We start from the raw sequence: 13153 nt of genomic DNA on the forward strand, positions 1-13153 counted from the left end.
CCAATCTCTATATGCATATTTCTATACATACTGACTAGTTTGGTCGCCTAACTCACGACTAAAGTCACGAGTGTGCGGCTCCCATTTAATCAATAAGTGTTGTCAAAAATTTACTGCCCCGGCAATAAAACCGTGTCAAAGCCCATGCCGCAAAAAGGCCAAATATACTGTTGCAAATAACAGCAATTAGAGTTGTTGTTATCGATAACTGCAGTGCCTGCAAAGTTAAATGATTACTGACTGCTACTATATAAGAATTAATGCCATTTTTAAATGCCTCATGAAAAATAACAATCAGCGGCAGTAGCAGCATAATAAAAATAAATATTATACTGATTGCAATCAAAATATATTTACAGCTCATTATATTTTTTAAATTTGCCATACTATTTTCTGCCCCCGCTGATAATTGCCTGATAATGTATTTGCAGTGAATTTATTGCCAACATGATAACAAAAGAAAATATCAGCATTACAATAGCGATAGCAGTAGCCTGCGGATAATCAAACTGCTGCAGCTTAACCATTATCAATAGTGGAACAATCTCACTTTTATAAGGCATATTACCAGCAATGAAGATTACGCTGCCATATTCCCCCAATGCCCTGGCAAAAGCTAACCCACCACCTAACAGCAATGCTGGCAGAAGCTCTGGTAATACCACTTTGCGTAAAATAGTAAATCGTCCTGCCCCTAATGTAAAAGCAGCTTCTTCAAATGACGGATCAAGATTTTGCAATATAGGCTGTATCGTTCTTACCACAAACGGAATCGTTACAAACACAAGAGCAATCGTTATTCCTATCTGACAGTAGGCTAATTTTATCCCCCATGGTGCAGTTATCGAGCCAATCAATCCCGCTGGTGCATATAACGATGCCAAGGATATACCTGCTACCGCCGTTGGCACTGCAAAAGGCAATTCTATGAGCCCATCGATAATTGCCTTGCCGGGAAAATCATAACGTACTAAAACCCATGCTAAAACAGTACCAAACAAACAATTAATGATAGCCGCAGTCAATGAACAAACAATGCTTACAATATAACCAGATATAATTCTTCTATCAAAAACAGCATGAACAAATTGCATCCATGTCATATCAGCTGCCACAATTATAATAGAAATAAGCGGCAGCAATATAATAAAACTAATATAAAAGATAGTAATGCCCATCGAGATATTAAACCCGGGGATAATACTGCTATTTTTTATTTGCATTGACATTACCTCATTTCACAAAATTTTATTGATATATCTGATCAAATGTTCCGCCATCCGAAAAATGCTTTTTTGCTGCGGCTGTCCAGCCGCCAAATATCGAGCTGTCTATCTTTATAAGCTTCATATGTAAATTAAACACCTTGTCATATTGCTGTAAGATTTTGCTGTCACTGGGACGATAATAGTTTTGCGCTGCAATATTTTGTCCCTGCGGTGAATACAGATATTCTAAATATGCCTTAGCTGCAGCATGAGTTTTTTTATTTGCTGTTACTTTATCCACCTCTGCTACTGTTGGCTGTGCCATAATACTTATTGCTGGTGATATTATCGTAAATTCATCGGGATGTTCCTTGGCTGCCAAATAAGCTTCATTTTCCCATGCCAGCAGGACATCGCCTTGTTGATTTTCAACAAATGCGGTTGTAGCACTGCGGGCACCTGATGTTAACACCAATACATTGGCAAATATTTTTTTCATAAATTGCTTTATTACTATCTCGTTTCCCTGATATTTTTCTGCACCATAAGCCCAGGCTGCCAGATAAATCCAGCGAGCACCACCAGAAGTTTTCGGATTAGCAGTGATAATTCCCACATCTTTTCTTGTTAAATCCTGCCAACTATGTATATTTTTAGGATTTCCTTTTCGCACTAAAAAAACTATAGTAGATGTGTATGGCGTACTTTCATTTGGTAATTTTTGCTGCCAATTTTTATCGAGCAAATTGCTATTTGCTATAGCATTAATATCAGCAGCTGTTGCCAAGGTAACAATATCGGCAGCATTTCCTTCAATGACAGAACGAGCCTGGGCACCAGAGCCACCATGTGATTGAATTATATTTATATTTTCACCAGTTTTTTGCTGCCAATATTTTTTAAAGACGTCATCATATTGTTGGTATAATTCTCTGGTTGAATCATAAGAAACATTTATAATTTCAGCTGAGTTATTTTGCTGCGTATTACTACAGCCTGTAAGTAAAAACAAGCAGCTTCCCAGCAGTAAAAGTATTACCATCTTAAACATAATATTTTTCCTTTTCAGCAAAATAAAAAGGCCAGACAGACAAATGCATAAAAATACAAATGTCTGCCCAGCCTTTAGTTTTCTAATTAGCCAGTACATATCAGTTATTAAGCTGTATATATTCAATATGTTATAAATTTTATAAGGAATATACTATCATATCATTTTTGTAACGTCAATACATATTTTTTAATTAGTAATTGTAAATTAACAAAATATCATTTATAATCAAATTATTTTTTGATTATAAAATGATAATCATTTGATAATCTCACAATTAGGAGATGTTGATATGAAAGATGAAAATTGTGCTTATTGCGGCAATGAGCAAGTATTAGCTGGTTTTGGTATATTCATATGTAACCTGCCTGCCAGTAAATTATATTTATTTAAGGAACAAAGTCATAAAGGACGCTGCATAGTCGCTTATAAAGACCATGTTGCTGATATTGCCGATCTCAACAACAGTGATGTTTCCGCCTATTATCAGGATGTTGCCAAAGTTTCCCGTATTTTACATAAATTATTTAATCCCGATAAAATCAACTATGGTGCTTATGGCGATACTGCCAAACATATTCATACTCATTTAGTGCCTAAATATAAGGATGCATTTGAATGGGGCGGTGTTTTTGCCATGAATCCAGATAAAGTAAAATTAAGTGATAATGAATATAATGAACTCGTCAATAAAATAAAAACAGCTTTAGTTTAATATATAAGTAAAAAAGTTCTAGCGATATAAAAATATCACTAGAACTTTTTTATTTCCCTAATTTAAGGGATCACTTTGCAGCGCCAATGTACCTGCTCTGCCTGGCAGGAATCCCTGATAAACGCGGCATTTTTTTATATCCGGCAAGTTTTTTCCTTCTTTTAACAGTACGAATTCAAACCCCTGCTGCTTAGCTTTTGTAATAAATTCATCCAAAATAAATAGTTTGGACAAACCTTCCATTTCCGCATGAATAGTCCACACATTCCACTGTTTGTCACAATTCTTAAGCCAATAGTCAACAATGGTATCATCATTTATGCCATTGGCGCCTAAAACTTCATCCATAGTCAGTAATGTTCCCGGAATTTGCAGCGGCATAAAATTCTGTTTTTCCATAACAGGATAAAACGGCTCATAACCACGCACATCCGAGCAAAAATCAAACTCAAACTCCTGCTGCACCTTCAAACTATCCGCTGTTACCTGCCAGCCCGGTGCACCACAAAAACGCGGCTTATCCCCGGTTATTTCCGTAAACAATTCACAAGCCAAAGTCAAATGCTCGCGAATTTTTTCTTCTGTCAAATGCGGCAGCTTATCCTGCCAATAAACATGGTCCCAGCAATGAACTCCACAAGCATGCCCTTCCTGCAGCGAGCGTAGTAATGGTGCTGGATTTGGTTTTACTATCTGCGGTGGCGGCAAAAGAGTTCCATACATCATCGTTTTTAAGCCATAGGTAGATGGTGCTTTTGTCCGCAGCATCTTGCTTAAAAAACCCTTGCGAAATATTCGCCGTATTGCCTTGCCTGAATTATCAGGTCCCATTGAAAAGAAAAAACTAGCCTGTACATCATGCTTATGAAAGATATCGAGCATATTAGGTACGCCTTCAGCATAACCTCGTTTTGTATCAACATCTATCTTTATCGCTATTTTTTTACTCATAGGCTATTTATTCCTTTATCATATTTTTAGCATGCCAGTCCAATGTAAGTCTTATTGCTTCGCGCAAAGTTGTATCAGCCTGCCAACCTAATAAATCCTTCATTTTTTCAACTGATGGCAGTCTGTCCTGCATATCGTCATAGTTTTTACCATAATACTGAGCCGCTGGAATTTCCACTAATTCTACTGCATTGGCTTTATCGGCAAACTGCGGATAATTTTTCATTTCTTCGACAATCATTTGCGCCAATTCTTTTATTGAATAATGGTTATTAGGGTTCCCCAAATTGAATATTTCACCATTTGCTTTGCCATTTTCATTTTTTATAATTGTCAGCAGACCATCAATACCATCTTCAACCCAGATAAATGAGCGTTTCTGAGCGCCACCACCAACTAAATTTATCTTGCCTGTATATAAGATATCATAAATAAACTGCGTAATAGAACGAGCCTTGTGTTCAGCAGCATCCTTAAATGTATCAAGACCGGGACCCACCCAGTTAAACGGACGGAAAATAGAAAATGGCAGATTCATTTCCTGACCAAAAGCAAAAATAACTCTGTCCATCATCTGTTTGCTGCAACTATATATCCAGCGTGATTTCTTTATTGGTCCAAGTGTTAAGGTACTTTCATCTTCAATCATAATACAGCTGTTTTCTGTCGGCATTCCATAAACCTCTGAAGTGGATGGGAAAATAACACGTTTATGATGCTTAGCACAGTGACGCACAATTTTAAGATTTTGTTCAAAATCAAGTTCAAACGTCCATAAAGGATGACTTATATAATAAGCGGGACGAGCTATACCTGCCAACGGCAAAATAACATCATTGTCTTTTACCGCTTCTTCCAGCCATGCTTCTTCCTTAAAAATATCACCGAGTTTCATGGAAAAACGCGGATTATCCTTAAATTCATCCAAGTTATTATCGTGTAAATCGAAGCCCTGAACCTGCCAATCAGTTTTATGTAATATTGCACGTAATAAATACGTGCCGATAAATCCATTAATACCTGTAATAAATATTTTCATTATTGCTATTACTCACTTTCTATTAATACTTCGCCCAAATGCGCACCTGTTTTAAGAGTACTTTTAAATACTGCATCGTTAGGTAATTTGTCCGGCTGCTGCTCCCATGCTACTTTCTTTAGCAGCAGACAATTACTGCCACATTTTATAATAACTTTATCATCTAATTTAATTATATCGCCCGGTTTGTATTTTGTGTAGTCAATTTTTTCTCTAAGAACACTATCAAGTATTGGCTCTGCCCACCAGATAAATAATTTTTGTTTAGCAAAAAAAGTAAACGCCCCTGGAAATGGATGGGTTACTGAGCGAATTAAATTATAAATAGTATTGGCATCCTTAGTCCAATCAATAATTCCATCAGCAGGACAGCGCCTGCCAAATTTTGTAGCTTGACTTTCATCCTGAATGCTATGCTTTGCTGTGCCATTTTCCAGCACGGGCAGGTATTTTTTTATAATTATTCGTACAGCCTGACTTACCTTTAGAAATACAGTATGGCCTGTATCGTTAATTTCAATAGGAAAAGCTTCCTGCGCAATTATATCGCCTTTATCCGCCTTAGCTGTCATTACGTGCATAGTTACACCGGTTTGCTTTTCGCCATTTAGAACGGCCCAGTTAATACAGGCTCTTCCTCTGTATTTAGGCAGAAGCGAACCGTGCAAATTATACGCTCCTAATTTCGCTGCATTTAATATTTCATCGGGAATTATCGCACGATAGTATGCCGATATTATAATATCCGCTTCGCTTGCGGCAAAAATTTTTAAAGCTTCTTCATCCACTTTTTTACTACGATATACTTTTATATTATTTTCTTTCGCCAATTCAAAAACAGAATCAAACCAGATTCCCTCATCTTCAGCGTCAATATGCGTAAAAACTGCTGAAACATTGGCCTTATTTGCTATAAGTTCTTCCAAGCAGGCATAACCAGGTTGGCTATAGGCAAATAGTGCAATCTTTGGTCTTGCATCAGTTATCTTCTTCATCAGCATTTTCTTCCCATATTTTTTTTATTACAAAACGTGGTCTCTTTTGTATCTGTTTATAAATACGACCAATGTATTCACCGATAATTCCCAGACTCATTATGGATATTCCTGTTAAAAAAAACTGTATTGCCATTAATGTAAATAATCCATTAGCTTCCGAACCAATTACAAAACGACGAACCACCATATAGGCAACTAAAATAAAGCTTAATATACTTATTCCTATTCCGCTCATTGTTACCCATTGCAATGGAGATAATGAAAAGCTGGTCATGAGGTCAAAATTTAATCGTATCAAACGAAACATACTGTATTTAGATTCGCCAAATTCTCGTTCGCGATGTTTTACCGCAATTTCTATCGGATTAACGGCATATTTTTGCCCTAAGGCTGGGATAAAAGTCGTTGATTCATCACTGTGAGCAATTATATCAACTATCCTGCGGCTATAGCCACGCAACATACAGCCATAATCACTTATGTGCAGTCCCGTTATACTATTAGTTATCTTATTAACTATTTTAGAGGCTGCTTTACGAAATATAGGGTCATGACGATTCTCACGATATGTACCGACAACATCATGCCCATCATCCATCTGCTGTATAAGATTGGGAATTTCAGCTGGTGGATTTTGCAAATCGGCATCCAATGTAATTATATACTTACCACGTACATTGGAAAATGCTGCCATAATTGCCATATGCTGACCAAAATTACCATTAAAATCAATAACCCGCACATTTTTATTATGCATTTTTTGAAAATCATACAACAAGGAAAAAGATTTATCCCTGCTGCCATCATTTACTAAAATTATTTCATAGTTTCTCTGCATTTTTTCCATCACAGGATATAGCTCTGTAAACAGCTGTGGCAATGATTCTTCTTCATTATATACCGGTATTACTATTGATATTTCTGGAGTCATTATTTCACCTTTTTAGATTTATTTACAAATACTTTTTACAGCTGCAACCACATCTTCTACATCTGCATCCGTCATGGCTGGGAATAATGGCAATGATACTATTTGTTCACCGACTTTTTCGGCTATTGGCAAATCACCTTTCTTAAGACCAGTAATTTCACCATAAGCAGTAAATAAATGAAGTGCCTGATAATGATATGCTGTACCGATATTATATTCCTTCATCTTTTCCATAAATTCATCACGGCTAAAACCAAGTTTATCTTCATCAAGCAAAATAGTATAAATATGCCAGGAATGAACCGTATTATCTTCAACCGCTGCCGGCAAAACAACACCGTTTAAGCCCGCCAATTCTTTATTGTAACGAGCGACAATCTGGGTACGACGGCTGTTGAATTCAGATAAATATTTAAGCTGGTCACGACCGATTGCTGCCTGCATATCCATCATCTGATATTTAAGTCCTGGGATAAAGATATCATAATGGCTTTTTCCTTTAGCCCCGAAACGATTCCAAGCTCCTTTATCCATACCATTTTGACGCTGTACTGACATCTGATCAGCTGCTTTTTCATCGTTGGTAGTTATCATACCACCTTCGCCAGTGGTAATATTTTTAGTGGGATGAAAACTAAATACAGCAATGTGACGAGCCGCTTTACACGAACCAATTTTTTTACCATGGTAGCTCGCACCTAAAGCATGAGCACTATCTTCAATAATTGCTAAATCATATTTTTGGGCAATAGCTTCAATAGCATCCATATCACAAGGACGTCCGGCAAAATGAACCGGAATTATAGCTTTAGTTTTGGCAGTTATTTTTTCTTCAATTTTTTTAGGATCAATATTAAACGTAACAGGGTCAATGTCAACAAGTACGGGCACTGCTCCCGAATAAATAATAGCATTCACCGTACTGGCAAAAGTCATGGGGGTAGTAATAACTTCATCACCGGATTTTGCAACAGCCATTACTGCCAAATGAAGTCCGGCCGTTGCTGAATTTACTGCTACTGCATGTTTGGCATCAACACATTCGGCAAATTTCTTTTCGAAATCAACTGTTTTAGGCCCCATTGCCAGCCATCCTGAACGAATAGAATCACATACATCAGCTATAGCGTCTTCACTTACACTTGGTTTGGAAAATGGTAAAAAATCTTTTCTCATTATAAAAACTCCCTGCATAATTAATTTATTGTCTGTTTTTAGTAATTTTATACTTTATCAGCGATTTACAATATAGTAGTAATTGCCCTTTGGATGAATTAATTTACCATGATTTTTTATTAAATTTTCTATTGTTTTTTCTTTCTTTTTCTCATAGACAATAAAAACTCTTTTATTGCTGTTCCATAAGGAAAGCAACTCATCATCATCAATAAACCAGCCCTTGCCCGACGGATGCTCTGAGCCAAATTCAAGTTCACCTAAAAACGATGCTACTACAATACGTTTTTGCAAGTAAAAAGGCAGGCCCTGCACATAATAACCATATGATACAACAATATCATCAGCCTGCAATGTTTGAGCAATATCATCACTTACATACTTGGCTGTTCTTTGCGAAGCTACTGCGCCATGAATAGACTGGAGTCCGCAGGCAAATAGGAATGCTACCACTGCCAATGCTGCCATTGTACAGCGTATTTGCTTAGTCTTAAACCATACTATGAGTACTCCCACAAGTCCCAGTGACATTGATACAAAAATAAGCCAGCCCTTGCGGAAAATCTGTCCAGCACTTAAATAATCAGCATGCACTGAATAAATAATAAGTGCTGCCGTAAAAACAAACCAGCCCAAGCAGTTAAGCCAAAGCCCATAACTAAGCCATTTCCCCTGCTGTGACGAACGTCTTATTGATGCTGCCAGCAATATGGTCAGCGGTGTAAAACAAGGCATTATATATGGAACTAATTTAGAATCAGATATTGAATAAAATATAAATATAACAAAGAACCATGCCAGCAACAATATTATATTCCTTTTATCTTCAATTGATTCAATTTTACGGATAACACCATTTTTTGACAAAAGTGATGGCAAAAATCCCATCCAAGGAAAAGTGCCCAATATAATCATTGGAATAAAAAACCAAAAAGGCTGATATCTTTCAGCAAACTTAGTAGCAAAGCGTAAAAAATGTTCTCTGATAAAAAAGAAATAAAAAAAGTCCGGATTAGCCTGACAAACAAGATAAAACCATGGTACCGCCATTACAAAGAACAGTAAAATACCCGGCCAATAAAATATTTCTCGTGCTATTGACCATTTTCGAGTAAATACCATATACCAAAAAATAATTCCCAAGGGCAGTATTATCGAAATGAGTCCCTTGGTCAAAAGTCCCAAGGCCATCGCTGCATAAAAAAGCAGATACCAGCGTCGATTATTGCTGCATTGAACCTTATAAAAAGCTGTCAAGGACAATGTAATAAACATCGTTATCAGCATATCGAGAATATCTATCGAGCCCACAACAATATGCAGTGTACTCGTCGCTAAAATCACGCCGGCCAGCAATGCCGTCCGCCCCGTAAACATGAGTCGCGCCAGCCACATTGTGAGAAAGACGTTTATTGTGGCAGCTACAGCTGGTACAACGCGTGTTGCCCCTTCATTTTCTCCAAAAACTTTCATCGAAGCGGCTGTAAGCCAGTACTGCAATGCAGGCTTTTCAAAATATTCCACCCCATTTAAATGTGGTGTTATAAAATTGCCAGTAGCCAGCATTTCCCGTGGAATCTCTGCATAACGACCTTCGTCTGGCTCCATTAAAGGGTAATCACCAATATGCACAAGATATAAGGCCATGATAGAAATAACAATGGCAATGACTGCCCATTTTTTTTGTCGCACGCTTAAAGTATGCACAATATCCTCCTTTTAATACATAGCTAAAATTATTATATCATCATACTGCTTTTTCGCAAGACAATGATTATCACACATTACTCACGGTAAATATTCTAACGAAAAAAAATGAAATTATTATGATAAATTTATCTTCATTTTCGCAATAATAATTTTTCAGATAAATTTCAGACCAATAATCTAGAATTATGGCATAACAATCTAGGAGGAATATTAGCTTGGACATTCTTATTATAATAAAAGCCGTTATTTTAGGCATCGTCGAAGGTCTTACCGAGTGGCTGCCAATCAGCAGTACCGGACATATGATCTTGGTCAATGAATTTATTCATATGCCTGTAGATACAAAATTCATGGATATGTTTCTTGTTGTAATTCAACTGGGTGCTATTTTATCCGTTGTAACAATGAATTTTACTAAATTAAACCCGTTTTCTGACCACAAAAAACTTTTTGAAAGAAAAGAAACATTTTCCCTGTGGGGCAAGGTTATTTTCGCCTGCATTCCGGCTGGAATAATTGGTTTGCTTTTTAATAAATACATGGAAGAACATTTTATGAATGCCCATGTCGTGGCCTTTACCCTTATTATTTATGGTATATTATTTATTGTCGTTGAAAACTACAACAGCAACCGCCAGCCACGCATAAACACTCTAGCCGAGCTTGATTATAAAACAGCTTTTATTATCGGCCTTTTTCAGGTTTTAGCCCTTGTTCCCGGCACTTCCCGCTCTGGCGCAACAATTCTCGGTGGACTTTTATTTGGTGTATCCCGCTACATTGCTGCTGAATTTACTTTCTTTTTGGCAATTCCTATCATGTTTGGCGCCAGCTTGCTAAAATTAATCAAATTTGGTTTTAATTACACCGGCAACGAAATCATTATTTTATTGGTAGGCATGATTATTGCTTATATTGTATCAATAATTTCAATTAAATTTTTACTACGTTATATCAGAAACAATGATTTTAAAGTCTTCGGCTGGTATCGAATTATCTTAGGCATCATTATTCTTGCTTATTTTCTGCTGCAATAGTAAGTTATATTATAACCATGTGGCTGGTCATCATTTGACCGGCTTTTATTTTTATCATGCCTATTATAAAATAACTATAGATATACCGATATTTGAAAATGTGAGGTTATTTCATGAAAATCTTATTGGCTGAAGATGACAGTAAGCTGTCAAAAATGCTTGTGTATTTATTGAAAAAAGAAATGCATAGTGTCGATGCTGTCGATAATGGCAATGATGCCATCGAATATATAAAGCTTACCGATTACGATGTAGTTTTATTAGACTGGATGATGCCGCAAAAAAGCGGTATTGATGTCTGCAAATATATCCGCAGCCATGATAACAATTGCGGTATTTTGCTCTTAACAGCAAAAGACACCCTTGATGATAAGATTTTAGGACTCGACAGCGGTGCTGATGATTATATTGTAAAGCCATTTGAAATTCTTGAACTATTAGCCCGTATACGTGCTATTAAAAGACGTCAGCCCAAAGCTTTTGTATCAGACATTATTGATTTAAATAATGGCTTATCAATAAACAAAACTACATTCACCGCAGCTTATAAAAATTCCGATTTATCACTAACCAAACGTGAATACCAGCTTTTAGAGCTTTTAATTGAAAACAAAAATATTACAATGCCGCGTGCGCAGATAATTGATTATATTTGGAATACCGAAGACAGTATATCTTCTAATGCACTTGATGCCTTAATAAAGTTATTGCGCAAAAAACTAACCGACGCTGGCAGTTCTAATATTATTAAAACCATCCATGGCATTGGCTATAGAATTGAGGATTAGCTATGAAAATCTTCTCCCAGTTTCGTGAAAAATTAATCTATAGGTATGTTAAACTCACTGGCATATTAATTTTTATTATGATGCTGCTTATTTTTGGATTTATGGCTTCATCAGTACAGCACAATATCATCAGCAAAGTCAACTTATTGGCAACCGAAGAGGCTGAAGAACTAAGCTATATTCTAAATGATAAGCACCCTTATTTAAAATCTGAACCAACCAGCGACGAAAGTAAAAAATATTTAAATAATATTTTTTACTATATGTATGATGCCCATGGCAAGTTACTGCATAATTCCAATCACATCGATTGGAGCAAAGAATCTGTGCACGGTATTATTGCTGCCAATAATCTTGCCAGTGGCGAAACTATTATTAAATCTGTATTTACCAGTAAGGATGATTTTCGTTTTTATGCCATCTCCCAGGAAAGTATTTATAACAACAATATTTATATGGGAAAAGTTTATGTAGGTATCGATATCAGCAAAGATTTTATGTTTTTAGGACGGCTATTTCTTTGGATAATGATTTTATTATTGATTTCCCTATTGATCGTTTACAAAGCCGGTAAATATATGGCTAACAGCGCCATGCAGCCAATTATTGAATCCTTCGAAAAACAAATGCTGTTTGCCGCCAATGCATCTCATGAACTGCGCACACCGCTTAGCGTATTGCTATCTGGTATAGATATACTACAAAACGATAAGGAAAATAGATTAACTGATTTTTCCAACGAGATTGTCGGTGATATGCGCCTTGAAGTCTTAAAAATGAAAACACTGGTCAGTAATTTATTATTGCTGGCTCGCTGTGATAACAGCGCCATGACTGTAAACAAAGAAAAGATACCTTTAAATCCCTTCTTAAGAGATATAAGCAATATTTTTACTTCATTGTCAGCAGATAACCATATCACCTTATCTTATGAGAACAATGTACCTGACAGCTTTGTTTATGTTGACAGTAATCATTTTAAGCAAATCATGACTATTCTTTTGGACAATGCGATTAAATATACGCCAAAGTACGGAAAAATAAGCATTAATGTTTTCTCCAAAAGCGATGCATTAGCAATAAGCGTTACTAACACGGGTATCGGTATTCCCACTAAAGACTTACCACATATATTCAATCGTTTTTACCGTTCTGATAATGCCAGCAAATATGAGGGCACCGGCTTAGGTTTATCTATCGCTAAATCTCTTACAGAAAAAAATCATGGTCTGTTAACTGTTGATAGTAAAGAAAACATTCTGACTTGTTTCACATTATATCTTCCTAGCAAAGATTAAGTAGTAACTTTAAAAAGATATTTTATAAATTTGTTTACATTCAAGTCGATACAGGTTATCATATTATAGTATTGATAAATTATAGTTTGTACTTTTAATCATATATTATGTGCTTTTAATTTATTATACAAAACTATATTATGTTCTGTTTTTTTAGTAAAATATCATGATATCTAAAAAACAGGCATTTAAAACTATTGTTTTGTTTTATTTTTAACTGTAACTCTGTACACCATTATGAATGGACAATA

General features: G+C 36.0%; 13 protein-coding genes. 4 read left to right on the forward strand and 9 right to left on the reverse strand.

Annotated elements, in window-relative coordinates:
• Positions 1 to 85 precede the first annotated feature (85 nt).
• From HNR32_RS00980 to HNR32_RS00990, 3 genes are read right to left on the reverse strand one after another with little or no spacing between them, the layout of a single operon-like run.
• Entirely contained in the window at positions 86 to 385 is a 300-nt protein-coding gene (locus tag HNR32_RS00980) for an ABC transporter permease (RefSeq protein ID WP_183858919.1), read from the reverse strand.
• A gap of 1 nt (position 386) precedes the next feature.
• The gene (gene cysT / locus HNR32_RS00985) at positions 387 to 1223 is read right to left on the reverse strand and encodes a sulfate ABC transporter permease subunit CysT (RefSeq protein WP_196611106.1); all 837 of its coding nucleotides are present in this window, start codon (positions 1221 to 1223) and stop codon (positions 387 to 389) included.
• Positions 1224 to 1248: 25 nt separating this feature from the next.
• Positions 1249 to 2259: a sulfate ABC transporter substrate-binding protein gene (locus tag HNR32_RS00990; RefSeq protein ID WP_183858921.1), complete on the reverse strand. Its 1011-nt coding sequence runs from the start codon at positions 2257 to 2259 to the stop codon at positions 1249 to 1251.
• Positions 2260 to 2551: 292 nt separating this feature from the next.
• On the opposite strand from HNR32_RS00990, the gene HNR32_RS00995 reads away from it, so the two are divergent.
• Positions 2552 to 2974: an HIT family protein gene (locus HNR32_RS00995; RefSeq protein WP_183858922.1), complete on the forward strand. Its 423-nt coding sequence runs from the start codon at positions 2552 to 2554 to the stop codon at positions 2972 to 2974.
• Between the two features lie 57 nt (positions 2975 to 3031).
• Here HNR32_RS00995 and HNR32_RS01000 read toward each other — a convergent pair whose 3' ends face one another.
• The 6 genes from HNR32_RS01000 to HNR32_RS14320 are packed head-to-tail and all read right to left on the reverse strand — an operon-like array spanning position 3032 to position 9776.
• Positions 3032 to 3925 (reverse strand): polysaccharide deacetylase family protein, encoded by an 894-nt coding sequence (locus tag HNR32_RS01000; protein ID WP_183858923.1) that lies wholly within the window; start codon positions 3923 to 3925, stop codon positions 3032 to 3034.
• Between the two features lie 7 nt (positions 3926 to 3932).
• Complete coding sequence (locus tag HNR32_RS01005) at positions 3933 to 4964, reverse strand: bifunctional UDP-4-keto-pentose/UDP-xylose synthase (protein ID WP_183858924.1); 1032 nt, start codon at positions 4962 to 4964, stop codon at positions 3933 to 3935.
• 8 nt (positions 4965 to 4972) lie between these two features.
• On the reverse strand, positions 4973 to 5959 hold the full coding sequence (locus tag HNR32_RS01010) for a formyltransferase family protein (RefSeq protein ID WP_183858925.1): 987 nt from the start codon (positions 5957 to 5959) through the stop codon (positions 4973 to 4975).
• The gene (locus HNR32_RS01015) at positions 5943 to 6893 is read right to left on the reverse strand and encodes a glycosyltransferase (RefSeq protein ID WP_183858926.1); all 951 of its coding nucleotides are present in this window, start codon (positions 6891 to 6893) and stop codon (positions 5943 to 5945) included. The genes HNR32_RS01010 and HNR32_RS01015 overlap by 17 nt, the downstream gene beginning before the upstream one ends.
• A gap of 18 nt (positions 6894 to 6911) precedes the next feature.
• Positions 6912 to 8069, reverse strand: coding sequence for a DegT/DnrJ/EryC1/StrS family aminotransferase (locus tag HNR32_RS01020; protein WP_183858927.1), 1158 nt, complete (start codon positions 8067 to 8069; stop codon positions 6912 to 6914).
• Between the two features lie 57 nt (positions 8070 to 8126).
• Positions 8127 to 9776, reverse strand: a complete 1650-nt coding sequence (locus tag HNR32_RS14320; RefSeq protein ID WP_311636219.1) for a phospholipid carrier-dependent glycosyltransferase — start codon at positions 9774 to 9776, stop codon at positions 8127 to 8129.
• A 218-nt stretch (positions 9777 to 9994) separates the two neighbouring features.
• On the opposite strand from HNR32_RS14320, the gene HNR32_RS01030 reads away from it, so the two are divergent.
• The 3 genes from HNR32_RS01030 to HNR32_RS01040 all read left to right on the forward strand — a co-directional run bounded on the left by HNR32_RS01030 (position 9995) and on the right by HNR32_RS01040 (position 12902).
• Positions 9995 to 10816 (forward strand): undecaprenyl-diphosphate phosphatase, encoded by an 822-nt coding sequence (locus tag HNR32_RS01030; protein ID WP_221300530.1) that lies wholly within the window; start codon positions 9995 to 9997, stop codon positions 10814 to 10816.
• A gap of 113 nt (positions 10817 to 10929) precedes the next feature.
• The gene (locus tag HNR32_RS01035) at positions 10930 to 11604 is read left to right on the forward strand and encodes a response regulator transcription factor (protein ID WP_183858928.1); all 675 of its coding nucleotides are present in this window, start codon (positions 10930 to 10932) and stop codon (positions 11602 to 11604) included.
• A gap of 2 nt (positions 11605 to 11606) precedes the next feature.
• Positions 11607 to 12902, forward strand: coding sequence for a sensor histidine kinase (locus HNR32_RS01040; RefSeq protein WP_183858929.1), 1296 nt, complete (start codon positions 11607 to 11609; stop codon positions 12900 to 12902).
• The last annotated feature ends 251 nt before the right edge of the window (positions 12903 to 13153 follow it).

The organism is Pectinatus brassicae, assembly GCF_014201835.1.
Taxonomy (GTDB): Bacteria; Bacillota; Negativicutes; order Selenomonadales; family Selenomonadaceae; genus Pectinatus; species Pectinatus brassicae.